The sequence below is a fragment of the Dietzia sp. WMMA184 genome (genome assembly GCF_002441635.1).
GTDB classification, from domain to species: domain Bacteria; phylum Actinomycetota; class Actinomycetes; order Mycobacteriales; family Mycobacteriaceae; genus Dietzia; species Dietzia kunjamensis.
The window spans coordinates 1-22,307 of record NZ_NXEI01000004.1 but is presented as its reverse complement, the minus strand read 5'-3'; the positions used below and the strand labels follow the sequence as shown (position 1 = coordinate 22,307).

The 22,307-nt window shown below is 64.2% G+C and carries 22 protein-coding genes and 2 pseudogenes; 10 read left to right on the top strand and 14 right to left on the bottom strand.

Features of this window, described 5'->3' with window-relative positions; genetic code table 11:
- Positions 1-393: 393 nt before the first annotated feature.
- On the bottom strand, positions 394-1,665 hold the full coding sequence (locus CK206_RS18415; protein WP_070720780.1) for an Nramp family divalent metal transporter: 1,272 nt from the start codon (positions 1,663-1,665) through the stop codon (positions 394-396).
- 221 nt (positions 1,666-1,886) lie between these two features.
- Between CK206_RS18415 and CK206_RS18410 the strand changes: the two genes are divergently transcribed.
- The 3 genes from CK206_RS18410 (at position 1,887) to CK206_RS19760 (ending at position 4,231) form a co-directional block, all read left to right on the top strand.
- The gene (locus CK206_RS18410; RefSeq protein WP_061917731.1) at positions 1,887-2,612 is read left to right on the top strand and encodes a M23 family metallopeptidase; all 726 of its coding nucleotides are present in this window, start codon (positions 1,887-1,889) and stop codon (positions 2,610-2,612) included.
- An 82-nt stretch (positions 2,613-2,694) separates the two neighbouring features.
- Positions 2,695-3,654 (top strand): SURF1 family protein, encoded by a 960-nt coding sequence (locus CK206_RS18405; RefSeq protein WP_061917734.1) that lies wholly within the window; start codon positions 2,695-2,697, stop codon positions 3,652-3,654.
- Positions 3,655-3,904: 250 nt separating this feature from the next.
- Positions 3,905-4,231 (top strand): hypothetical protein, encoded by a 327-nt coding sequence (locus tag CK206_RS19760; protein WP_143337783.1) that lies wholly within the window; start codon positions 3,905-3,907, stop codon positions 4,229-4,231.
- A 40-nt stretch (positions 4,232-4,271) separates the two neighbouring features.
- Here CK206_RS19760 and CK206_RS18400 read toward each other — a convergent pair whose 3' ends face one another.
- The 5 genes from CK206_RS18400 to CK206_RS18380 all read right to left on the bottom strand — a co-directional run bounded on the left by CK206_RS18400 (position 4,272) and on the right by CK206_RS18380 (position 7,567).
- Positions 4,272-4,835 (bottom strand): TlpA disulfide reductase family protein, encoded by a 564-nt coding sequence (locus CK206_RS18400; RefSeq protein ID WP_096907575.1) that lies wholly within the window; start codon positions 4,833-4,835, stop codon positions 4,272-4,274.
- A 292-nt stretch (positions 4,836-5,127) separates the two neighbouring features.
- Positions 5,128-6,063, bottom strand: a complete 936-nt coding sequence (locus tag CK206_RS18395) for a cation diffusion facilitator family transporter (protein ID WP_061917639.1) — start codon at positions 6,061-6,063, stop codon at positions 5,128-5,130.
- A gap of 7 nt (positions 6,064-6,070) precedes the next feature.
- Positions 6,071-6,520: a helix-turn-helix transcriptional regulator gene (locus CK206_RS18390; RefSeq protein WP_096907574.1), complete on the bottom strand. Its 450-nt coding sequence runs from the start codon at positions 6,518-6,520 to the stop codon at positions 6,071-6,073.
- A 94-nt stretch (positions 6,521-6,614) separates the two neighbouring features.
- A complete protein-coding gene (locus tag CK206_RS18385) occupies positions 6,615-7,211 on the bottom strand; it encodes a cadmium resistance transporter (RefSeq protein ID WP_096907573.1) in 597 nt (198 codons plus the stop codon).
- The gene (locus CK206_RS18380) at positions 7,208-7,567 is read right to left on the bottom strand and encodes a helix-turn-helix transcriptional regulator (protein ID WP_096907634.1); all 360 of its coding nucleotides are present in this window, start codon (positions 7,565-7,567) and stop codon (positions 7,208-7,210) included. Before CK206_RS18380 ends, CK206_RS18385 begins: the two co-directional genes overlap by 4 nt.
- 177 nt (positions 7,568-7,744) lie before the next feature.
- Between CK206_RS18380 and CK206_RS18375 the strand changes: the two genes are divergently transcribed.
- On the top strand, positions 7,745-8,113 hold the full coding sequence (locus CK206_RS18375) for a cytochrome c oxidase assembly protein (RefSeq protein ID WP_096907572.1): 369 nt from the start codon (positions 7,745-7,747) through the stop codon (positions 8,111-8,113).
- Between the two features lie 94 nt (positions 8,114-8,207).
- Here CK206_RS18375 and CK206_RS18370 read toward each other — a convergent pair.
- The 3 genes and pseudogenes from CK206_RS18370 to CK206_RS20550 form a co-directional block, all read right to left on the bottom strand.
- Positions 8,208-8,468: pseudogene (locus CK206_RS18370) on the bottom strand (glycosyltransferase); the annotation flags it as partial.
- The gene (gene lnt, locus CK206_RS18365; RefSeq protein ID WP_173674860.1) at positions 8,469-10,073 is read right to left on the bottom strand and encodes an apolipoprotein N-acyltransferase; all 1,605 of its coding nucleotides are present in this window, start codon (positions 10,071-10,073) and stop codon (positions 8,469-8,471) included. It abuts the pseudogene before it with no gap.
- The gene (locus CK206_RS20550) at positions 10,070-11,170 is read right to left on the bottom strand and encodes a heme A synthase (protein ID WP_096907570.1); all 1,101 of its coding nucleotides are present in this window, start codon (positions 11,168-11,170) and stop codon (positions 10,070-10,072) included. Before CK206_RS20550 ends, lnt begins: the two co-directional genes overlap by 4 nt.
- Before the next feature lie 320 nt (positions 11,171-11,490).
- On the opposite strand from CK206_RS20550, the gene CK206_RS18355 reads away from it, so the two are divergent.
- From CK206_RS18355 to CK206_RS18345, 3 genes and pseudogenes are all read left to right on the top strand, one after another.
- Positions 11,491-11,724, top strand: a complete 234-nt coding sequence (locus tag CK206_RS18355; RefSeq protein ID WP_096907569.1) for a ribbon-helix-helix protein, CopG family — start codon at positions 11,491-11,493, stop codon at positions 11,722-11,724.
- The gene (locus CK206_RS18350) at positions 11,721-11,963 is read left to right on the top strand and encodes a toxin (protein WP_096907568.1); all 243 of its coding nucleotides are present in this window, start codon (positions 11,721-11,723) and stop codon (positions 11,961-11,963) included. Before CK206_RS18355 ends, CK206_RS18350 begins: the two co-directional genes overlap by 4 nt.
- Before the next feature lie 507 nt (positions 11,964-12,470).
- Positions 12,471-13,047, top strand: a pseudogene (locus tag CK206_RS18345) (recombinase family protein).
- A gap of 258 nt (positions 13,048-13,305) precedes the next feature.
- Here CK206_RS18345 and CK206_RS18340 read toward each other — a convergent pair.
- The 3 genes from CK206_RS18340 to CK206_RS19950 all read right to left on the bottom strand — a co-directional run bounded on the left by CK206_RS18340 (position 13,306) and on the right by CK206_RS19950 (position 15,598).
- Positions 13,306-13,977 carry an Abi family protein gene (locus CK206_RS18340; protein WP_159981232.1) on the bottom strand — a complete coding sequence of 224 codons (672 nt, stop codon included), beginning with the start codon at positions 13,975-13,977 and terminating at the stop codon, positions 13,306-13,308.
- A gap of 670 nt (positions 13,978-14,647) precedes the next feature.
- Positions 14,648-15,328 (bottom strand): hypothetical protein, encoded by a 681-nt coding sequence (locus CK206_RS18335; RefSeq protein WP_096907633.1) that lies wholly within the window; start codon positions 15,326-15,328, stop codon positions 14,648-14,650.
- 114 nt (positions 15,329-15,442) lie between these two features.
- A complete protein-coding gene (locus CK206_RS19950; RefSeq protein WP_159981229.1) occupies positions 15,443-15,598 on the bottom strand; it encodes a hypothetical protein in 156 nt (51 codons plus the stop codon).
- Positions 15,599-15,954: 356 nt separating this feature from the next.
- Between CK206_RS19950 and CK206_RS18330 the strand changes: the two genes are divergently transcribed.
- A complete protein-coding gene (locus CK206_RS18330) occupies positions 15,955-17,418 on the top strand; it encodes an N-6 DNA methylase (protein ID WP_096907566.1) in 1,464 nt (487 codons plus the stop codon).
- A 98-nt stretch (positions 17,419-17,516) separates the two neighbouring features.
- Here CK206_RS18330 and CK206_RS18325 read toward each other — a convergent pair whose 3' ends face one another.
- Positions 17,517-18,917 (bottom strand): IS1380 family transposase, encoded by a 1,401-nt coding sequence (locus CK206_RS18325; RefSeq protein WP_096905723.1) that lies wholly within the window; start codon positions 18,915-18,917, stop codon positions 17,517-17,519.
- 492 nt (positions 18,918-19,409) lie between these two features.
- Here CK206_RS18325 and CK206_RS20545 point away from each other — a divergent pair, with 492 nt between their 5' ends.
- Together CK206_RS20545 and CK206_RS20540 are read left to right on the top strand one after the other, a co-directional pair.
- Entirely contained in the window at positions 19,410-19,649 is a 240-nt protein-coding gene (locus CK206_RS20545) for a hypothetical protein (RefSeq protein WP_254050717.1), read from the top strand.
- A 90-nt stretch (positions 19,650-19,739) separates the two neighbouring features.
- Positions 19,740-20,246: a helix-turn-helix domain-containing protein gene (locus CK206_RS20540; RefSeq protein ID WP_254050716.1), complete on the top strand. Its 507-nt coding sequence runs from the start codon at positions 19,740-19,742 to the stop codon at positions 20,244-20,246.
- A gap of 408 nt (positions 20,247-20,654) precedes the next feature.
- On the opposite strand, the gene CK206_RS18310 is transcribed toward CK206_RS20540, so the two are convergent.
- Entirely contained in the window at positions 20,655-22,064 is a 1,410-nt protein-coding gene (locus CK206_RS18310; RefSeq protein WP_069389547.1) for an IS1380 family transposase, read from the bottom strand.
- Positions 22,065-22,307: the final 243 nt, after the last annotated feature.

The window sequence follows — 22,307 nt, the reverse complement described above, 5'->3', positions numbered from 1 at the left end:
GAACGAGTCGCACGAAGTACGTCGATGATCACCCTTGCCGCCATGCGACATCAAAGACCCTCCAACCAGCGGGCATGTTAACGCCGATAATTTATCTTATGACAAGCTAACGGTGCCGAGTTGTAGATTGTGCGAACTCTGTACCCCACCGAACCGTTCCCCACATTCGTATCGGTCAACCCCAGCGCGACCTGCGCGTGGGTGGATCTCGGGCCTGCGCTTCGTTGCTTGCGCCACCTTGACCGCAGGGAAATGACGGAATGGTGGAGCAGGTCGCCACCTGCGGACCGTTGTCGAGACTCGTGTTTCATACCACGCGTTCGCACCACGCGGAGCCCCTCCGGACGGTGCAACATGCCGCAGCAACTATGGTGCACCATAGGGTGGTGTAACTCAGGCAATTCCCGTCTCGAGAGCCACCAGCGCGACATTCAAAGCAATGATTACAGCAGCGATCGCCCAGCCCAGTAATGTTGTTTCGCGCGCATTGACCGAGGCGCCCATGAGGGATTTTCGGGAAGTGAGCCACACCAATGGCACCAGCGCAAACGGGATGCCAAACGACAGAATTACCTGGCTCAGAATCAGCGCGTACGTGGGATCAACCCCGGCTGCTAGCACAATAATGGATGGGATAATGGTGATGAGCCTGCGGGTGAGGAGTTTCATCCGGGTACGAAACAGGCCCCCCATGATGTCGCTGCCCGCGTAGGCGCCAACGGCAGTTGATGCGAGCCCTGAAGCCAATAGCGCGATTGCGAACATAAGACTGGCTGTCGTGCCGAGGGTGTTCTCGATCGCAGCGTGAGCCCCTTCAATAGTCTCAGTGCCCGCCACTCCGGGGAGCACCGATGCCGCCACAAGCAGCATCACTAGGTTCACTGACCCGGCGATCGTCAACGCGATAGTCACATCTACCCGGGTTGCCCTGATTAACCGGGAAAGCGGGTAGGTCCTCTCTGTACCGAACCTGTCACGGGCGAGTGAGGAGTGCGCGTAGATTGCGTGCGGCATGACCGTTGCCCCGAGAATACTTGCTGCCAGCAACACCGATTGGGCGCCGTCGAAGCGGGGGATCATGCCACCTAGTACTGCACCAGGCTCGGGCGGAGCAATGAACAGGCCGTAACAGAACCCGATGACGATCACGAGCATAAGGCCGATAATCGCGAACTCAAACGTTCTTGCTCCACGTTGAGCTTGCAGCAAGAGAAGCCCTGTGGAGATGACTCCCGTGATAACAGCACCGGCAACAAGGGGGACATCGAACAAGATCCACAGCGCGACGGCGCCCCCGATGACTTCAGCGACATCGGTAGCGATCGCGACGCATTGGGCCTGCAACCCATACAGGACACGCCATGCCCGGTTGGCGATGCGCTGACCGAGAAGCTCAGCCATGCTCGACCCAGTAACCAACCCGAGCTTGGCCGAAAGGTACTGGACCAGCCACGCCGCTGCGTTCGCCGCAACAAGCACCCATACCAACAAGTACCCGAACTGAGCCCCGGCAGACATGTTGACGGCAACATTTCCAGGGTCAAGGTAGGCCACACCCGCGACTAGGGCCGGGCCCAACAGCCATGCTCGGCCCGATCCCCGAGCTCTCAGCTGCAGTTTTGTCTGTGTCCCCACTGTACGAGCCCCCTTATTCCACTCCCTCATACGTTCTTCGGACGGACGTCTACCCGAGCCCGTTGTCGCCTGGCCACCAAGACGTATGGCCAGATCGACCGTAGCGCACGGACCAGCAACGGTTTGACCTGCGATGTTTCAAGTCTCCGGAGATCGCGCAAGACAAGACGATATGAAACTGTTACCGTTTCGAGAGTAATCGGAGACCGCCCGCGGCCAGCCGGAAGCATCACCACGTCAAAGGAATCAGCATGTCGAACTCTTCGCGGGCTGTACCGTTCGCCGATCTCATGGTCTCGCTCGGTGTCGAGACCACTGCGTCCCCTGCCGGCCGGCATCGGGCCCGCCACTCTGCGGGAATCGGCCGCATGGCTGCCACCACCCTGGCCGGCGCGGCGATTGCTAGCGGTGCAGCACTGAGCGCCACGCCTACCGCCTCCGCCCAATCGTCTGATCTCGACCAGGTCGGACAGATGGTCCAGGAGGTCGGCGCTCAGCACGGCATCGGGGCCGAGCAGGTCCGCGCGTACGCCAGCCAGATTCCCGGGCTAGATCAGCTCGGGCTCGGTTCTTTGCAGCTGCCTGGCAGCGTCGACGCACACAAGCCGACCGACGGTGTTGTCACTTCGAGCTTTGGCCCCCGGTGGGGCTCCAACCACAGTGGCACCGACTTCGGCGCTCCAATCGGTACTCCCTTGTACGCGGCCAAGTCTGGCACTGTCGTGGCTTCCGGGCCCGCCGCCGGCTATGGGCTGTGGATCCGCATCCAGACTGACGACGGCTACCTCCTGGAGTACGGCCACAACAACGCCAACTACGTGTCCGTGGGCGAGCGGGTCACTGCCGGCCAGGTGATCGGCGAAGTCGGCAACCGGGGTGACTCGACCGGCCCGCATCTGCACCTGGGCGTGCAGAACCCCGCCGGCCAGTGGATCGACTCGGTGTCGTGGCTTGCGACGAACGGTGTCATCATCTGACGGATGCGCCCACCGCGGCGGTCTCGGCGAACCGGAGGTCCCAGATATTGACCGCTTTGGTCCCGGGTCTACCGTGAACGGCGTGCAGAGGTTCTTTCGTGCGATCACGTCGGGATGGCTGATCGCCGTTATCGCCGTCGCGCTTTTTGTGTACGCGTGTTTCACGCTGCTTGCACCGTGGCAGTTGGGCAAGAATGAGGATCTACAGGCACGCAACTCACAACTCCGTGAGAGCATCGAGGCCGATCCGGTGCCGCTGGCGGAGCTGACGACTGGCAACACTCCGCTGGAGCAGTCCGAGTGGCACCTCGTGACGACGACTGGCCGCTACCTTCCGGAGGCAGAAGTTCTACTACGCCAACGAGCGGTCGACGGTAAAGCCGTGTACCAGGTCTTCGCCGCCTTTCGAACCGAGAAGGGCACTGACCTTCTCATCAATCGCGGGTGGGTTCCAGTCGGCGAGAACAATTCGGTGCCGGACTACCCTGCGGTACCGGCTGATCCCGTGACCATCACCGCCAGGCTCCGAATGGCTACCGATGCGCCAGCAGAGCCCATCGTTTTGCATGGTCGACACATGGTGCGCAATGTCGAAACCTCCGCAATAGGTCCGCTTGTGGGCCTCGACCTCGTGCCGCATCACCTCCAACTCCCCGGAAACCAACCCGGGTCGCTCGAGCCGGTGCCGACGCCGTCCATCGAGGCGGGCAGCTACCTGTCCTATGGGTTGCAGTGGCTCGCGTTCGGGGTCCTAGCACCAGTTGGCTTCGGGTACTTCCTGTGGAGCGACATCCGAGAGCGCCGCCGCAACCGTGCCGATGGCATCGACCTCGAAAACGACGCCGGCGAGGGCCCCCAGGGGCGGACCGACGACGGTGACAATACTGCTACCGACGCATCAGGCCGTCCCGTTGCTACTACCGCCAGCGGACCCATCTCGCATGAGCGCCTCATCGAGAAGACTGTTCGCGATCGCTACGGCACCAGGTTCGACGCGGAACGACGGCGCCATCTGCGACAAGGTAACCGTCTCGATTATTGAGTGCTGCTGCCTCAATGTGCTGACCGAACCTTTCCTTTCCGTCGCCGTGTCCCGCCAGGCGGCTACCCATCGACCTCTCGATTGACCTCGAACGACTCCGGGGCCTTCGAGGTGCAACCCGAAGCCTGGTTGGCGACGGCCTCGGCGGGCCCCGCTAATTTCCCTGGCTCCGCCGACAGCAGGACCCCCTTGGTCGCGATCCCCCTTCGTCCATTCCGGTTCTCGGGGTTGAGCTTTCTATGATGAGCCCATGAGTTCTCCTCTGGCGAGCGTGCGCCGACCTGTCTGGCCGGTCATTCTGGTCCTGCTCGTCATCGGTGCCGCTCTAGCGGTCATGCTGTCCGGATTATCAACAGCCCAGGCCCTGGTCCTTTTGGGTATTCCCGACCCTGGGATCCTCACCACTGCCGGGCTACCTGCCACACGGGTAGTCGCCGAATTGCTCTGCGCAGTCGCGGTGGGCACCGCGATGTTCGCGGTGTTCTTCACACCTGCGGCACCCGATGGGACCCTCGACGTGGCCGGGTATCGCGCACAGCGACTCTCATCGTGGGCGAATCTGGCATGGGCGGCCTGAAAGGCCTCACCAATGGACTGCGCGAGCAACACCGTGCTCATCAAGCGTCGCTCCCGACCGGCTCCGCGAGCAGCCTCTCGATGAGCGGCTCCAACTGATAATCAGTGATCTCCGCTAGAAACACCGCAGCCACCCGATGTTGCTTATCGAGGATCAGTGTCGCCGGCACCACCGACGTGGGAAAACCGTCCAGTGCCGCGACCGCAGCCTGGGACGGGTCCCAGATCGAGGGATAGGTGACCCCGTTGTCCTTGACGAAGTCAACGGGTTTGTCGCGATTCGGGTCACGCAAATTGACGCCGACATTGGTGAACCCTCGGGATTCGTACTTGTCCTGCAAGCGTTGTAGATCGTCGATCTCCGCTCGGCACGGCCCACACCATTGGCCCCACAGGTTGATCAGCACCACATCGCCGGGATAATCACCGACGGCCACGGTCATCTCGGGGTCGAGCAGGTTCGGCCCAGACATCGGCGCGATCTTCCTACGCTCCTCCGGAGGGTCGTAGAAAATCTCCAACTGGCCATTCGGGCTGACGAAGTCGAACGTCTCGCCGGTAGCGACAGCGTCAGCTCCGGTCGCGCAGCTTGTCAGCGTCAGCATGCCGACTATGGCTGCGGCTACTGTTCCGATGGACTTGCAGGAAGTGCGGTTTCGGCGACCGCGCACTGCTCTAGGCCTTATGGACAGTCTCGCCATGCCAACATCTTCCCTTCGAGGACCCCCACCGTGGCTGACCATACTGACCGGCTCGGTGATCACCGAACTCGGGCAAGCGCCGACCAGGTCTTCATCCACCAAGGCGAAGCCGGCCGGGCGGGCTCCACTGAGTTAGATCATGCATCTTCAAGACGTCGGCGCATATACCCGTGCTCGGTTCCCTATCTCCCGTACTTCAGGGGTGCCGCGCGACCGGGGGTTCGTGATCTCGGTGGTGCTGGGTCTCAAGCTGGAAGGTGGTGTGCTCGATGTGGAAATGCTCGGCCACACAGTGCCGCACGGTATCGAGGATCTCCGGGGCATGACCGTCCTCGAAGCACTCATCGTCAAGAACGACATGGGCAGACAGTGTGGGAAGACCGGTGGCGACAGTCGAGGCGTGGAGGTCGTGGACCTCCCGCACGTGGTCGATCGCAAGGATGTGCGCTCGGACCCGGTCGAGGTCGAGGCCAGCCGGGGTGAACTCCATGAGGACGTGGGTAGTTTCTCGAACCAGAAGGAAAGCCCGGGGAATGATCATGAGCGCTATAGCGACAGCGGCGATGGTGTCGGCACGCTGAAACCCGGTGGTCATGATGAGCACGGCTGAGACGATGACCGCCAGCGTTCCCAGCGCGTCCATGAGGACTTCCAGGAACGCGGCGCGCATGTTGAAGTTCGCGCCGCGGCTGGACGCGAGCACGAGTGCGGCAGCGATATTGAGAGCCAACGCGACGACGCCGAAAATCAGCAACTCTGCACCCGCGACTTCTGGAGGGTTGCTCCAGCGCTGGACTGCTTCGACAAGGGCGTAGACGCTGACGCCGGCCAGGAGCAGTGCCTGGCCGAGGGCCGCCAAGACCTCGATGCGGCGAAAACCCCAGGTTCGCCGCTTGTTTGAGGGACGAACCATCAGTACCGCCGCGACCAGCGCGACGAGCAGCCCGATGGAATCAGTCAATGAGTGGACGACATCAACGAGCAGCGCCAGGCTGCCGGTGATCCAGGCGCCGACACCCTGAGCAACGACGATGGAGAAGACCAGCGCGAAGGCAATGCCGAGCTTTCTACGGAAGTCCGGTGCCGACGCGGCTTCCTCCGAACTCGGTCCGTGACTGTGTCCAGCACTCATAGTGGTTTCAGACCTTTCCTCGACTGGTGGATGGCTGCGACAATTGGGGCACTCGCATGACAGTCTCGGTCCACTGAGCCGCATCGCGATCATGGAGATCGCGGTGCTCGCGCAGCGAAAGCGTGGTCCCTGATGCGCTCAGGAGCGCCGCTGCAGACTCGATCAGGGCTTCCAACCGAGTTGGGTCCGCCAGCGAGAACCAGGAAGCCCTACCTTCGATCCGAACAGTCACAAGCCCGCAGTCCCGAAGACAGGCAAGATGCTTGCTCACCGTGGACTGAGCCAAGTGCATGTGATCAACCACATCCCGCACCCTGTGCTCGCCGCTGCCCAAGTGCTCAAGAATCGCCAACCGCGTCGGCTCTGCCAAAGCATGGAACAGCGCCGCGTACGCCCCGCAATCAACCGGCTGGAAGGGCTCGCCGACCAACTCCTCCGGGACCCCTTTAATCGCCATTGAGCGATAATATCACGCGCAGGCGATTAAGGGGCCGCAATACTTGTACGAGATTGAGCGGGGAGAGCCAATCAGGGGCGCTGCGTCAGCACTGTCAGAGTCCGAATGCTCCGCCGCTGATCAAAATGAAGGCGCCTAGGCCGATTAAGACAATCGGGAACAGGATGTGCTCCCAGCGCTCCAGGACTTCAGCGATCGGCCGGCGGGTGGCGACGAACCTTGCCAGGCCCACCAGTCCTGCCACCAGCACTAGGAACACGACGCAGTAGGCGACTACGGCTCCCGGGCCCACGTTGAGAAAGACGGGGACGTAGACGCCGATGTTGTCTCCACCGTTGGCGAAGGTTACGCCGGCCACGGTCCACACGGCGACGTTCTTGCCCTCGATCTTTGCGTCGTCGTCATCATCATCCCCGCGCCAGGCCTGCCACGCGGCCCACAGTCCCAAGCCGAGTGGGATCAGCCCGAAGTAAGGGATGGCCTGCGGGGGCAGGAAGGCTCCCGCGCCCAGGGAGACGAGCACTGCGGCGCCGAGGATGCCGATGAAGCCGAGGTACTGGCCGACCAGGATGCGTGCGGTGGTGCCGCGTTGGCCGGCGCCGCGGGCGAAGAACAGCGACAGGACGATAATGTCGTCGATATTGGTGGCAATGAACAGGCCGATCGCCTGCAGGGCCGAGGACAGGATCACGCCTGCACCTCCGTGGCGCGACAACCCGGCACTGAGCAGCCGGGCTCCAAGCAGGGGGCGTTTTCGTTGACCGCGAGGGTGACCTCGACCAAGGAGGACAGCGACCGCGCCAAGTGCGGATCTGCGATCTCGTACCGGGTCTGGCGACCTTCGGGCACGGCGACAACGATCCCGCAGTCGCGCAGGCATGCCAGATGGTTCGACACGTTCGACCGTGTCAGCTCCAAGTCCCGGGCCAGCTCCGCCGGGTAGGTCGGCTGCTGTAGCAAGGTCAGCAGTATCCGGGACCGTGTCGGGTCGGCCATCGCCCGCCCTAACCGGTTCATCACATCCACACGAGAGACAAGAGTCAGCATTTGCTGAACTATACAGCGTCTGCTGAACTGTTGCGGCATCGCCTTAACAACCTACAGATTTACGAGACAATGGTTGTCGGCCCGGGCGCGCGTCTGCCTCATGGGCCGGAAGCCACATTCGATGTCTCGCTAAGTCGCTTCGACGCACTCTGATTACGGAAAGGTTCAGAAAGCACGGTGCCGACCCCGGCCACCGCCCCAAAGCCTGTGACTCCTCGCACCAAGTTCTTCGTGCTCCTCGGTTCAATGCCAGTTCACATCCTCTTCGGGATCATGCTGATCAACTCGCAAACGATCCTCGCCGAGTCCTGGTACAGCGATCTCAACCTGCCGTGGATCCCTGACCTTCTTCACGCTCAGCAAGTCAGTAGTGCCATCGCCTTGGCCGCGGGCGAGGCGATGCTGTTCGTCGTACTCCTCATCCTCGGCCGCAGATGGCATTCCAGCAGCAGACAAACGCGACACTATGCCCACCGCGCCACGGCAGACGAAGGTGCCGAACTGCGCGCCGAGAAGGCACTACAGCAAGGGCCAAGCACCAACTGACTCGCACTCACCGAGGAGACCGCGCGTCGTCCGCAGGCAGCGATACCGACCAGCGGTTCGCTGACCTCCGGATTCGGCCAGCGCTGGGGGCACTTCACGGCGGCGCCCAGCCCGTTCTTGCCGGCGCGGTGCATGACTGTGATCCGCCTCCGCGTGTCCTCGGCGGCGAGCCGGTCCGCTACCTCCCCCGTGCCGTCGGGACTGTTGTCGTCCGCGATGAGGACCGACACGTCCGGAGCCGCGGCGAGCAGCCGCTCCACGACCCCCGGGAGGTTCTCCCGCTCGTCGTAGGTCGGATGATCACCAGCGTCCGCGCGGACGGGACACCACCGGCGGGCGTCAACGGATCGGTCACTTACATCTCCTCGAAGTCTTTTCCGAGCCGCCGCCGGGCACGGATGAGCGCCCAGGCCAGCCCGGCGAGCCCGATGAGACAGCACACCGCCTGTGGGATGCCGCCCAGTCGGGTTGCCAGCGTACCGGCCGCCCCCACCTCGACCTGCGCGGCCAGCACCGCGGGCTCGAAGATGCCGGTCTCCTGCCGGACCCGGCCGTCGGGCCCGATCACCGCACTCACCCCGCTGGTGGCGGCGATGAGGACGGGGATGCGGTGTTCCACGGCCCGCACCCGGGACATGGCGAGCTGCTGGTACGTCATGGGCGACCGGCCGAAGGTGGCGTTATTGGTGGGCACGGTGAGGATCTGGGCGCCCCGGGCCACCGGTTCGCGGGCGGCGGCGTCGAACGCGATCTCGAAGCAGATCGCCACGCCCAGGCCCACTCCAGCCGCGGTGACGAGTCCGTCGCCGTCTCCGGGGATGAAGTGGCCGGCACTGCGCGCGATGGGGAACAGTTTCTCCAGCGGTTCGCGTAGCGGGAGCCATTCGCCGAATGGCTGGATGTACCTCTTGTCGTGACGGTCGACGACCGGGTCTGCGGCGGGGTCTACGGAGCTGCCGTCCCAGACCAGGTACGAGTTGGTGGTCTCGGGCCCGTCCCCGGTCGGCAGGACGGTGCCCACGAGGATCGGCGCCCCCAGCCGCCGGGACAGCGCGCTGATCTGGGCGCCCGCACGTCGGTCGGCCAGCGGGGAGATGTCCGAGGCGTTCTCGGGCCACACGACGAACCGGGGTCGCGCGCGGAGGCCGGCCTCGACCTCGTCGGCGTACCCGGCCGTCACGCTTAGGTGGTTCTCGAGGACCGCGCGACGCTGGGCGTTGAAGTCCAGGCCCAGCCGGGGGACGTTGCCCTGGATGACGGCGACCTCGACGGCGGACGAGCCGGTCGAGAGGGCCGCCGAAGCGGTGACTGCGCCGCCGGCGACGAGGCCGGCCGTGACCGCTGGGACGGACACCAGCGCGGCCACCGCCCGGAGAGGTCGGTCCCTGCGGGCGAGGAGCAGGCACGCGATCCCGAGGGCCGCGCCGAGCGAGGTTACGGCGAACCCGAGCAGCGGGGCCCCGCCGAGCGAGGCCAGGGGCAGGAGCGGGCCGTCGGCCTGACCGAACGCCAGCCGCCCCCACGGGAAGCCGCCCCACGGCCAGGAGGAGCGGACCCACTCCCAGACCGACCACCAGCCGGCCACGCCGAGGACCGCGCCAGTCGCACGCAGTCCGGCCCGGCGCCCGGGTGCGAGGCCCGTCCGCAGGACCGGCACCGCCCCGGCACCGAAGGCGGCGAGGTACAGCGCCTCGACCAGGGACAGACCCCAGGCGGCGTAGGCCCCCACGTACAGGCCGACCCACGGGACCAGGAGGAGGAAGAACATCAACCCCGCCACGAACCCCAGGAGGGCGCCCGTCCGCGCGCGGGGCGCCGTCCCGCGCACCGGGGAGAGGACGACGACGAGGAGGGCGATCGCGAGGAGCGCCGCCCACCACAGACCGACCGGAGGGAACGAGGCGGCCAGCAGCGCGCCGGCCGCAGCCGCCCCCGCCAGCCGGAGCAGGACCGGGATCACTCCGCGGGGCCGGCGGGCCGGCTGTCCACCGTCGGCGTGTCCGTCGTCAGCGCGTCCTCTGCGTGTACGCCCGTCGTCGTCTGGCCGACAGCGGCAAGCGCGGCCAGAGTGTCGTCGTATGGGGTAAGCCGTGATGAGGGTGCGGGTTCGCGTGTGGACAGCGAGCTCACCGCGAACACCAGAGTCACGACGGTGAGTGCCGAGCCGAGCATATGGATCCCGACGAGCAGCTCGGGCAGTCCGGTGAAGTACTGGACGTATCCGACCGCACCTTGCGCCAGCGTGATCGCCAGCAGCCATCCCCACGCCCGCACTGCCCGTTGGTTCTGCTCTCGCCGGGCGAGGAGAAGCCCGACGACGACGAGCCCCACGAAGACCCACACAGCTAGCGCGTGTAGGCGCGAGACGAACGCCGGGTCCAGTGCCCAGCGGTAAGGCTCGGTGGCATCCCCGGAGTGCGGGCCGGCGCCAGTAGTGACCACCCCGAGTACGAGAAGAAGCACGCCGACGGTGCTCATCGCGAGCCCCAGGACGCGGGCGGACGGCGAGGAGACAGGGACGGCCTGGCCATCAGGACTACGCAAGCAGACCAGCAGGTAGGTCGACACCGCCACCAGCGCCAGTGAGATGAGCATGTGCGAGCCAACGATCGCCGGGTGCAGGTCCACCCAGACGGTGATGCCGCCGATGAACCCCTGGAGGCCGACGCCAATGAGGATCAGCCAGGCCAACCGCTTGACGGCAGGTGAACGTGAGGATGTCGGCTCACGTCGGTAGACCGCAACGAGCATAGCCAGCGCGATGACGCCGACGACGACGCCCAGCATGCGGTTGCCGAACTCGATGATCGGGTGGAACGTCATCGCCGCATGGAACTGCGGCGTGAACGCTCCCGGCTCACACACCGGCCACTCGGAGCAACCGAGCCCCGAACCAGTCAGGCGCACGGCCCCACCGGTTACGATGATCCCAATCTGAGCGATCAGGTTGGCGACCGCTACACCCCAGGTCAGCCGGTCAACCAGGCGGCCACGTCCCCGCGCCCGCAATTGGCCAACCGGAGTCGTCGATGCAGGAGCAGAACTCAAAGAGGACACACATCCAGGGTATAGGGCAGGTATCCCCAGGCGGACGAAGGACCCTGTAGCCGATCGGCTTACGGAACGTTCGCCGGCCCTGCCCTCGTCCGCATCGCCGGGAGCGGAGGCCGCCACAGAGCGTCGATAGAACGCCGCCACAAAACGGCGAACGCCAACACCGATGGCATCTCTTGAGCCGATAGCGACATCCGGCGCCTCATGAAACCTTCTCGGCAGGACACCGACGAGCTCGGCCTGACACTCGCAGCGAACCACTCCCCTACGCTCACGCCCCTGATCAACTACCCTCCCAACTATTTTCGTTATACGATTTGCGCATGGTCACAGACGAACAGATCCAGGAGTGGGCAGACGAAGCTGAAGCCGGTTATGACGTCGAAGAATTGAAACGACGCGGACGCGGACGTCCCGGTCGCGGCGCTGAACCGATGCAGGTCGTAGCCGTACGCCTCACCGCCGAGGAACTCGAAGTGCTGGACAAGATGGCCACTAAAGAGCACCTGTCACGCTCGGAAGCGATCCGACGCGCCCTGGCAAATTTTGCTGCGTGAAGGTCCACAACAGCGCACTCAAACACGGCGTCAAGCCCGAGGACGCGATCCAGACAGCCGACTGGCCCCAGTGGATCGAACCCCTTGCAGACGATGACTGGCCGCATCGTGAACTGCCACTGGGCTTCGACACGCGCGCCCGCTTGCTCGAGACCATTGTGCTCATCTTCAAAAGTGGTGAGCAGCTGATAATCCACGCCATGCCCGCCCGAAAACAGTACTGGAACCTACTGCCCTGACCCGGGTGAGTCGCGGGAGATTGTGTGCGTGCCAACGCCAGCCCCTGGCCCACGTCCTGTAGACCTCCTCGGAGCCTGGCCCCCCAATGGCCAGCCGGATCAGATGTCGCCCACTCTCATACATCGACCTCCAACAACCGTCCCAGTTCCTTGGTTCTGGGACGGTTTCCGTCAAACCCGGTCCCCTATCGATGGCGGCCCGGAAATGCGCCCCACATGTAGAGCCCACTATTCGAGGCCCACCTCGGCCGTCCGGGTCCAACTTTCGGAGCATTGAACTGGCGTACGTGCAGGTGTCGACGTCCACGACCCAGAGCAACAGGATGACCCCTGACATTGCTCCTACCTCACTCCGACCGGTGTCCTGTTTGACGATCCCCCACCAGCACAACAAAGTGCGGGCCAGGCTTGAACGTGGCCTGCGCGGGAGGCATGAAAAATCGTGCTGGTTAACCGTCCTGCATGTTGGTCCGGCATAGGCTGCCCTTGACGGCCTACCGTTCTGTGATGGACGGAATGCTCGTCGGGTACGCCCGATGCTCAACCCAGGGCCAAGATCTGCGTGCGCAACGCACAGCCCTCACACGCCTCGGCGTCGACAAAGATCTACACCGACCGCGGGTTCACCGGCCGCAACCGCGACCGCCCCGGACTGCGTGAGGCGCTGGCCGCGTGCCGCGAGTTCGACACCCTGATCGTGACCAAACTCGACCGCCTCGGCCGAAGCGCCGTGGACCTTCGCGCCATCGCCGACGAACTCCAGGCGAAAGGGACCCGGCTGAGCATCGGCGGATCGATCCACGATCCAGCCGACCCGACGGGCAAGCTGTTCTTCGGCATGCTGTCGCTGATGGCCGAGTTCGAATCCGACCTCATCCGCGCCAGAACCCGTGAAGGCATGGCCGAGGCGAAAAAGGCCGGCCGACTCAAAGGCAAACAGCCCAAGCTATCTGCCCTGCAGCGCAAACGCTTGCTCGCGGACTACGAATCCGGCGACTACTCCGCCAATCAGCTATGCGAAATCAGTGGCCTATCCCGCTCGGCAATGTACGCGACACTGCGCCGCGCCCGAGACGAAACCTGACCACAGCATCGACGCGAACCGCTACAACCCGAGTCGGTCCCCTCGACCGGTCGTGATGACGACTTCCGATATCCGTGCTGACAACTTCTGAAAGCGGCACTGACCGCCTTCGACAGACGCACGTCACCGGCGGCTGCACCGCCGCCGAACTCGGCCGACCCATCGGGGGTTCACTCGCACCTTGGTGGTACCGCTACATCTCCCCCGCCAGCCCCGGCCAGTGACCCACATCGATGAGCGCGCACCCGATGCGGCGAATCAGATCTGCCACGTGAGCAGACCAGGCACCTGGCTCCGCTCGTCGATGAATCTCTCCAGATCAGGGTCCAAGTAGCCAGCCACGCTCAGCAGATCGTCGTAACGCGACTGGATATCCTCTGACCACACCCGGTGATGGTGGCCGATCCGGTTTCGGAACTCGCGCAACCGTTTCACCGGATCCTGGATCGTCGCTTGGTCACGCCTGGGCGCATAGGCGAACGCACCAGCGACATCCGGCCAGAGGAACATCTGGCGCCGGGAGACCATCTGGTGCCAGAACCCGAACGGAAGCTCTGAGATGATCTGGCCGGCGCTGAGCGGCTTGCGGTTCCTCTTCACCCGGCCAATGCTCTCGGCAATGTCCTTGTACGGCTGACGATGCTTACCCGGCCCGATGGCATCACGTCCCAATTCACGAGCATCGTCGAACACCCAGTGGCCCGAACGCCCAAGAAGCGCGTGACGCTCGCTCATGCGTTCATCCAGAGCGTTGCGAAACGCTACTTCGAAGTAGGCCAACGACTGCCAAAAGGCGCCAGAGATCGCGGCGTTCCACCGATACAGCTCCATCGCCGCCACCTCGTTGCCTCCGGTGTGCACGAGGTAGTGCTGCAACCGCGACCGGGCAAAGTGGCGCTCATAGAACGCCCAACTGCTCGTGCTGGCCACGCCCACCTCCGCCATGTAATATCAGTGCTGAACACCCCGGAACCGTCCCTGTAGTCCTCTTCGGAGGGCCGATCACACGGCCGGGGTTCTGCTTTTTCTACCGCACCACACGCCGCCGGAAGCGGACCCCCGCCGAGCCGGCCCATTCCCCACCTCGAGGAATCAACAGCATCCGGGCACCCGGCCGGCCAATGACAGAGCCGCTGCCTGAACCCTGGACCCCAGAGGAACCGGGATCAAAACGCGCGACCCGACCCTGCGAAACAGCCGGAACTGCGCGCACCAGGGAGTCCCGCACCGGTGTACCCAAAAGGGACGAGGCGGAGCCTCACGTGCCGACGATGTGAACCGAACCGCTATCTGGCGGATGTCTCCGGCGCCAGGTGGCGGTGGAGTGCTCCGGAAGCTCACACTTTCCGCACAAACGCCGATAGGTCCCGCCAGATGCGCGACTCCGGCGGACGCACGGGAACTGAGGTAGTTCCTCAGTAGTGAACGCCGGACGCAACTGGCTCAGGAGTGCGTGCGAACGACGACGTGACAATGCTCCGCAGTTTGGATAACATACAGGTGAGCAATGAGTCGGCCCTCTGGGCTTACGCCCCGACAGTCGGCCAGGCCCCTAGGTGTAGCTACGGCAGCCAGGGGCTGCTCTTTTTTTACACCTCATCTAGTCCCCGGCCTCAAGAAAATGCACTTGAGGCTTCACGATCTCGAAGATCTCGTCGGTTCCGTCTGTGTGAGTGATGGTTCGGCGGAACGCGGATGACACGAGATCTGGAAGCCACAGCAGCCGCTCGGCACTTGGAGAGGTCTGCAGGAGTCGCGTGTTTCGTGGGACTCGATTTTCGCGGATCAGTTCTTTGTGGTTCTTGTCATCCTTATTCCGGAAGTTGCTCTGGTTGCGCTCTTCGAGGATGAGCAACTCTATAGGGCTCCAACTGCCGGCTCGGCCAGCGGCGAGTTCTTCCGCTAACGATCGATAGCAGGCGCGACGAGCGTCTTCTGCATCATGGTCGACAGGGTCTACGGACACCTGATGGGCAATCACGCAGGTCTCCTTCCCGTCAGCGAGATACCCGAGCATGTCCTCAGTGGCCCGTCGCCCTCCTGCCGTGAGCAGAGCCTCGGTGGTGTGCCAGTGCGGCGAGCCCGCAATCTCGAGAAGCCCTCCACGCAACTCGTCCATGTCATCTTGAGCAACAACAACCGCGGTGAAGAGGTAGAACGTCTTGCGGTGGTGCTCTATCGGGTCCGGCGCCTGATAGGACTCGTCGAGGTAGGCGACGTGACTCTTCGTTCGGCGGTACGCCTCGGCGACAATCGACGCCTTGCGGTCAGAGAAGCCCATCTGGGGCATCTTAGACGCGCGCCGGCAGCACGCCTTCGACTTGGCCGCAATGTAAACGACGACAACATTAGAACGGCAGACTTCTCCCTACGAGAGTGTTAGGTGCGATTTTTCCTAGTCGTCCTGCTTCTTCTTCGCCTCAATCAGTCGGATGGCGCGTGCGTTAACGCGATCCGAGATCAAGGGAAGGAGGCGGAGCACAAAGTGCCCGGCCCCAAGGAGCAGGACGGCCGCGAGGTCCAGCTTGTCGACGATGTCGAGAACCTGCATATCGCAACCTCCCGTCATGGTGGAGAGATGCCACACCTGGCCGATTGCCAGGCTGAGTGCCGCGGCCAGGTATTGGCCAGCGACCTGAATTGCGCCTAGGCGCGGACTGCCAGCGTCATGGCCAGCAGGTTGCGGCGGGCGAAATGACGAAAACCCGGTCTGTGACCGGGTTTTTGAGCGCACGAATCCGCAACAAGAGAAATATAGCATTTTCGACTGTCAGGCTCGGCGAATACTCTAAGCCCAGTCGTTGCGCGAGAATAGGCAGTCTCTAGCGGTGCGTCCACGAACTTCCCGACGGGGAATGAAGGACAATCGGAGCAACCCCACCGCTTGCATCCTGAAAGGTTGCTCACGTGTCATCGCCTTGGCTCACTACTGCTGTTTCGGAGTTCGGGCAGCGTTGCAAAGCCAAGTTGGCCGGTCCGGGTGAGGCAGAAGCAGCGATCCGGGCTCCGATCGAACAGCTACTCGCCGCCGCTGGCGAGCACCTTTCCTTGGATGTGGTCCCACACGACGAGGTCCGCGACGACGACCGTGGAGTTCGTCCCGACTACGCGATCAGCGTCGGCGGTGCGATCACTGGGTACGTCGAAGTCAAGAAGCCTGGTGCCAACTTGGACCCGGACTCCATGCGAGGCCACAACCTCAGACAGTGGACGAGGCAGAAGGACCTGCCGAACCTGATCTACACCAATGGCACGGAATGGCGGCTCTACCGAGATAGCGAGCCGGTCGGAGATCCGATACACCTTGCCGGCGGGCCGCTCCGCACGGCTGGAGCGGAGCTTTCCGCGCCCGCAGAGTTCGAGCAGTTCCTGACCGACTTCCTGCGGTGGGAGCCAGCGCCCATCACCAGCGTGATCGCTCTTGTTCGGGCTATCGCGCCGCTGACTCGACTTCTGCGCGGTGAAGTCTTGGACCAGCTCGCCACCGAGCAGCGCAAGATCAAGGCAGGAGCTCGACGCGAAGATCAGCCATTCCATGGACTCGCCAGGGACTGGCGACACCTGCTATTTCCGACCGCTGACGACGCGACCTTCGCCGACGGCTACGCGCAGACCGTCACGTTTGCCCTCCTCCTTGCCCGAACCGAAGGCATCACACTCGCCGATGCCGGCGGCCTGCACGCAGTGGGCACGAAATTGGCGGGACAGCACTCCCTCATGGCCCGGGCGCTTCAGCTGCTGACTGACTACGTCGCAGCTGACTTCAAGGTCACCATCGACCTCCTGGTGCGTGTCATCGACGCCGTGCAGTGGCCGAAGGTCCGCGCCGGCCGCCGCGACACCTATCTCCACCTGTACGAAACCTTCCTCGACGTCTACGACCCGCAGCTGCGGCAAAAATCCGGCTCGTACTACACACCACGTGAAGTGGTCGAGCAAATGGTCCGCCTCACCGAAGAAGTACTCGAAACACGATTGGGTAGAACCGCAGGATTCGCAGACCCGGATGTGGTCGTGGCCGACCCCGCGATGGGCACGGGCACATTCCTACACACGATCATCGAGCACGTCGCGGCCCGAGTGGCCGAGCGAGACGGGCAGGGAGCCGTTGCGGGGGCAGTAAGCCAGCTCGCCGAGCGGATTGTGGGATTCGAGCTCCAGACGGGCCCATTCGCCGTCGCCGAACTACGAGCCACCGACCTACTCGCCGATCTTGGAGCCAGCCTCCCACCGGCAGGCCTGGGAATGTACGTCACCGACACCCTCGACGATCCCCACGCCGAGCAGACCCAGCTCGGATCCGGTCTTGAGTTGATCAGTCGGTCTAGCCCCGCTGATTCACGGGCCGGTGTGACTGCTGCTGTCGGGTGACGGCGGGCTTGTTTTCGCGTAAGGGCGTGCGGGGGTGCCGGCTGGCGCTGCCGGTGGGCGGGTCTCCGGGTGGTGATGTCGAGGGCGGGCAGGTGAGATCAGGCTGGTTTGGGGATCGCGGCGATCTTGTTGAACGCGGCGACGATGGCGGTGGCCCAGGGCCACGTTTCGGGGATCTTCACCCGGCGTCGCCGGCCGCTACGGGTCAGCCGGGCTGCGACGTGCAGGAAGCGGTAGCGCAGCGCTTTGGGCTCGCACAAGGCCAGAACCGCAGCCTCGCCGGTACAGGCCAGCATCCGTGTCCACGCCACCAGATCTGCGGCGAGCATCACCGCCACCAACCAGGCCTGGTTGAGCGCGAACTCGCGTGAGGGCAGACGGCCAAGACCGGTGTCCTTGGCGTGACGGATCCGGTCCTCTACCCGGGCGTGCGCCCGATGCCGTGCTTCAAGAAACTGCAGTTGCCCGGTGGTGGTGTTGGTGGCAAACGCCTGGTAGCGCCACCCGTCGATCTCCTCGAACATCGACAACTGGGCGCCGGGGTGGGGTCGTTCGCGGCGGACGATGACCCGCATCCCGTCTGGCCACTTGGCGAGCATCCCGGGAGCGAGAAATCCGGTCAGCTCGGCAACCTCGGCCCCGTCCCGGATGTCACCGGAGGGATTGAGCGCTGGTCCCCACGCGGCCTCGGGGCAGGTCACGATGGCCCGGCGAATCGGGGCGGTGATGGAGAACCCGACCGAGTACTCCACCCGTCGACCACGGACGCGGTTCTGCTCGGTGATCCAATCCAACAGGTCGTGAGAGGCGCCGGCGCCGTCCGAGCGGATCAGCAGGTCACGCCGGTGAGCAGCGGGGATCTGCGCGATTGCCTGGCCCAGGACGTCGATGTGGTCGGCAGCGGTGTTGGAGCCAGCATTGCCCGGGCGCAAGCTCGCGGCGAGAAACTCTTCTGTGTTGTCGCACCACACGCCGATCGGGTGGTAGCCGAACGTGCGCTTATACGTCGGAGCTGCATGTTCCTTCTCGCTGTGGGTGACCACGATGGTGGCATCCACATCGAGCACGACCGTCGATCCCAGATCCCGCCCCGCACACGCCGATGCGGGCACCCCGCCGGGCAGGTGCGACCACACGTGCCGCCGGGTGCGGGCACGCGCGACCTGGATCTTCTTGCGCTTGCCGGCAGTGACCTCATCGAGCGTGCGCCACACCGTCGGCGCCGACGCCACTGGGCCCAGGGCCCCGGACTGGTGGCGCAGGACGCCGATGTCGGAGATGGACTCGCCGCCATCGGCGAGCATCACCGCGGTATCGATCAGCACACGGCCGCGGTCGTGGATCGGGATAAATTGTCGGCGAGCCATGGCCCCTGACAGCTCGGCGGTCAGACCGACCTGATCAGCCAGAAGTCGAGGCGCGATGGCCCCGGCGTGGGCGATCACCCCGACACCATCAGCAGTAACGGACAGACCGGCCGACCACGAAGTACGCTTCACCTACCGAGTGCTTTCTGCTGGAGAACATGGAACCTTAGACAAGTCCCAGTTTCCCCTGTTCAGGAAGCACTTCGGTCTATTTTCGCCCAGCGATCCGCAGATCCCCGTGAATCACCGGGGCCTACGGGGAGGATTCCGTATGCGCGATTGGTGAGCATCGGTGCAATGAGCCGTTGTGCGTTCGCGTCGACCAGGAGCACGTCATCGTCTCCACCCAAAGAGCGAATCTGCGCTATGCCGTCTCGCTCGGTCGCGCCGGCGCACACCGCGCCCCGACCGATGGACGCACTCGTGTCGAGCGGTCCCTCGCCGTCCGTGCCGCCCTCGCGGGCGGCTGGGACCCCATCGCCTACGCACAAGCGGCCGGAGAAACTCTGCCCTCACCGACACCGCGACTGTTCTAAAATCGCTATCCTCACAGAAGCAAAGCCCCGCCGGCCGGGCGGGTTCACGTGATCGTCGCAACACTCTCAACGAGAGGTTGCGGCGATCATGTCGTTTCAGCAGGACTGTGCTCGGTTCGGCGACGAGCTCGCCAGGCTCGTCGACGGCGGCACATCGGTGAAGGACGCAGCGATCCTGGTCGATCAGGGTCTGGTGCCCAGCGAGAAAATCCGTCCGCGAGGCAAGAGCGAGGCCAAACGGCGCTTCGATGAGCTAGTGGTGCAAGGCTGGTCGACAGCGCGAGCTGCCCGCGAGGTGGGCGTGCACCCGCGTACCGGCCGTGACTGACGCAAAGGCATCCGCAAGGTCGGCGACACGCGAGTCCACCCTGATGGCAGGGTTGTGGACTACCGGCGCGAATCCGGCTACACACAGACGGTGACCAGTGCGATCTGTGAAGCTGTCGTCAGTCCCGCGGTTAGTGACCGCTACTTGTCGATCGAGGACCGGGTTGCCATCGCCGACGGTCTCGTGGTTAAGGACTCGCTTCGCACGATCGCGGCACGAATCGGCAAAAACGTCTCCACGGTCTCGAGGGAGGTCCGCCGGCACAGCAGCACCGGCCGGCATCTGCCGTACCAGGCCGATCGAGCTGCTGCCGTGGCCAGGTCACGGCCCAAGCAGGCCAAACTGGTGACGAACGCGGTCCTGAGGGCAGCGGTCGAGGAAGGTCTGTTCCGAAAGCTGTCCCCGGAACAGGTCTCCAATCGTCTGCGCCGGGATCACCCCGACGACGAAAGCATGCGGGTGAGCCACGAAACGATCTACCAAGCGCTGTACTTCCAAGCCCGGGGCGGCCTCAAACGTGAGGTGAAACTGGCACTGCGGACCGGTCGCACCAGGCGGAAACCGCAGCGCAAAGAAGGTGAACGGTATCAGCGGTGATAGTGCCCCATAGAGTGGGACCTTATAGGAGCTTGTGCAGCGGCCCCATCACTGTCTTGTCCACCTCGTGGTCTGGAGTGTTCCCGCTACCGAGTGCTATTGCCAGCCTCAGCAGCCGCGCCCTGATCTCACCAACCCGCCCGCACTACCGGAGAACCTCAAGTGGACGAGCCGGACCCGACCGGCCGATCCCGCACGCCCAAAACCCCTCGACCGGCAGACCGAGAGTCACACCGCCCTCACGCTCGACATCGGTGGAACGAGTCTCTTAGCCTCAATTCACCGATGAAGTAGCCGGGGCGGTCGCTGGCATGGTCGTGGGTCGTGACCGTATGGAGGGCGTGTGAGGTCCGCCGGTCTGCCCGGCTTTCCACTTTGGTTCCTGGTCGTAGGTGCTGGAGTTGGGAGTCAGATCGGCACGTTGGGCCGGCGCGGGGAGAAGACGGTGTCGTAGAGCGCCTGCCAGGCTGTTTGCCATGGCCAGCTTTCGGGTAGATGGAGTCGGAGCCGCCGGGCTGAGGAGGCGATCCGGGCCGGGATGTTGATGAGTTTGCGGCGGATCGTCGCGGTCGTCGCGCGTGCCAGGCTCGAGCTTGTGGTCAGGGTGGCGGCGGCGCGGGTGAGGTTGAACGCCATGACGGCGCAGGTCAGCCAGGCGGCGTTGGCGTTGAACACGCCCGAGGGCAGGTGCGCCAGCGCGGAGGCTTTCAGGTCAGCGTGGACGTTCTCGATGATCGCGTGTGCGCGGTGGGTCTTGTCGGCCGCCACTGTGTCGTACTGCTCTACGGATGTAGTGGTGAAGAACGCATGGAACCGCCAGGTATCGAACAGGCTCGCCTGCCCACTTGCAGCCTTGGGATTCAGGTCGGGGATACGGCGCACCACGAGCCGACCCGGCACCTGGTCGTTCTTGGGCTTCGAGGTGAATGCGGTGAAGTCGACCTCGGCGACTTCGGCGCGGGAGATCCAACGGTTGGTGTGTTCGTCGAAGATCGCGTCGGTGTAGTTGATCGTGGTCCACGCGTCGTCGTCGATGGTGGCGATGGCACGTTTGACCGCCGGGTCCATGCGTACGGTGACCGAGACCTCGGCTCCGGCGGCCAGGCAGGCGGTGACCATGCTGTGGGAGTAGAACGCCGAATCGCCTCGGACCAGCACGTCACGGCCGTGAAGGTGGGTGCGGCGGATCAGTGCCAGCGTGTCGGTGGCCAGCCGGGCAGCCCCTCGCGGGGACCCGGCAGAGCCCTTGCGCAGCCGTTGAGCGGCGATCACCGGAGCAGCCTGCTCGGTGGAGACCGTGGCCAGCAGCGCGTTCAGGCCACGTACCCCGGAGTAGCCGAACGAGGCGCCCTGCTTGGCGTGTCCGTAGACCTCCACGATCGTGTCGTCGATATCGACCATCACCGTCCCGGTGTCCGACTCATGACCGAGCAGTCCGGTGTGTTCGGCCAGTGCGCGCACGAACCGCGAGGCGATCGCATCGGTTTGGCGGACGTGGCCGAAGGTGAACTGCCGCAGGAACGATCCCAGCGTCGAAGGGGCGTACGGGCGGTCGAAGAGTGTGCCCATCGCCCCGTGGCGCAGCAGGGCCATGTCGTCGATGCTATCCGCGCCTGCGGCCATCCCGGCCACGAGCGAGGCCAGTTTCACTCCACCGTTGGAGCCCTTGTCGGTGGGCACGCTCAGATGCTCGTCACCGAGCCGGTGCAGGCCCGCCCGGTCGGCGAGTTTCATCAGCGGCACGAGGCCGGCGCCCGACACGAGGTTGGGCTCATCGAACGTCGCGAAGCTTACGGGCAGAGTGTGAGATAGTTGCATCTGCGGGATGCCCTTCTTGAATTGGCGATACGGACCTTAAGCAAGTCGTATCTTGCCAGTTCAGAAGGGCATTCTCGCGTTCCCACACCGCGCTAGAAGTTCATCTCATCGGTGGATCCAGGCTTAGCGCCCGCCGGTCTCGGCCCGCAGAATCGCCGGCAGAACCACGTGTGGCTCGGGGATCATCCGGGTGTGACGCGGTGCCGGAATACCCAGTAGCTCCATGCCTGGTAACAGAGGATC

What these genes read in the sequence shown, in the direction of transcription:
- CK206_RS18400 (WP_096907575.1), bottom strand. Translation starts at nt 4,835, where the DNA reads ATGCTGACGCTGACAAGCTGCGCGACCGGAGCTGACGCTGTCGCTACC.
- CK206_RS18355 (WP_096907569.1), top strand. Translation starts at nt 11,491, where the DNA reads ATGGTCACAGACGAACAGATCCAGGAGTGGGCAGACGAAGCTGAAGCC.
- CK206_RS18390 (WP_096907574.1), bottom strand. Translation starts at nt 6,520, where the DNA reads ATGGCGATTAAAGGGGTCCCGGAGGAGTTGGTCGGCGAGCCCTTCCAG.
- CK206_RS18310 (WP_069389547.1), bottom strand. Translation starts at nt 22,064, where the DNA reads ATGCAACTATCTCACACTCTGCCCGTAAGCTTCGCGACGTTCGATGAG.
- CK206_RS18395 (WP_061917639.1), bottom strand. Translation starts at nt 6,063, where the DNA reads ATGAGTGCTGGACACAGTCACGGACCGAGTTCGGAGGAAGCCGCGTCG.
- CK206_RS18335 (WP_096907633.1), bottom strand. Translation starts at nt 15,328, where the DNA reads ATGGGCTTCTCTGACCGCAAGGCGTCGATTGTCGCCGAGGCGTACCGC.
- CK206_RS18380 (WP_096907634.1), bottom strand. Translation starts at nt 7,567, where the DNA reads ATGCTGACTCTTGTCTCTCGTGTGGATGTGATGAACCGGTTAGGGCGG.
- CK206_RS18415 (WP_070720780.1), bottom strand. Translation starts at nt 1,665, where the DNA reads ATGAGGGAGTGGAATAAGGGGGCTCGTACAGTGGGGACACAGACAAAA.
- CK206_RS19950 (WP_159981229.1), bottom strand. Translation starts at nt 15,598, where the DNA reads ATGCAGGTTCTCGACATCGTCGACAAGCTGGACCTCGCGGCCGTCCTG.
- CK206_RS18410 (WP_061917731.1), top strand. Translation starts at nt 1,887, where the DNA reads ATGTCGAACTCTTCGCGGGCTGTACCGTTCGCCGATCTCATGGTCTCG.
- CK206_RS20545 (WP_254050717.1), top strand. Translation starts at nt 19,410, where the DNA reads ATGTCGTTTCAGCAGGACTGTGCTCGGTTCGGCGACGAGCTCGCCAGG.
- CK206_RS19760 (WP_143337783.1), top strand. Translation starts at nt 3,905, where the DNA reads ATGAGTTCTCCTCTGGCGAGCGTGCGCCGACCTGTCTGGCCGGTCATT.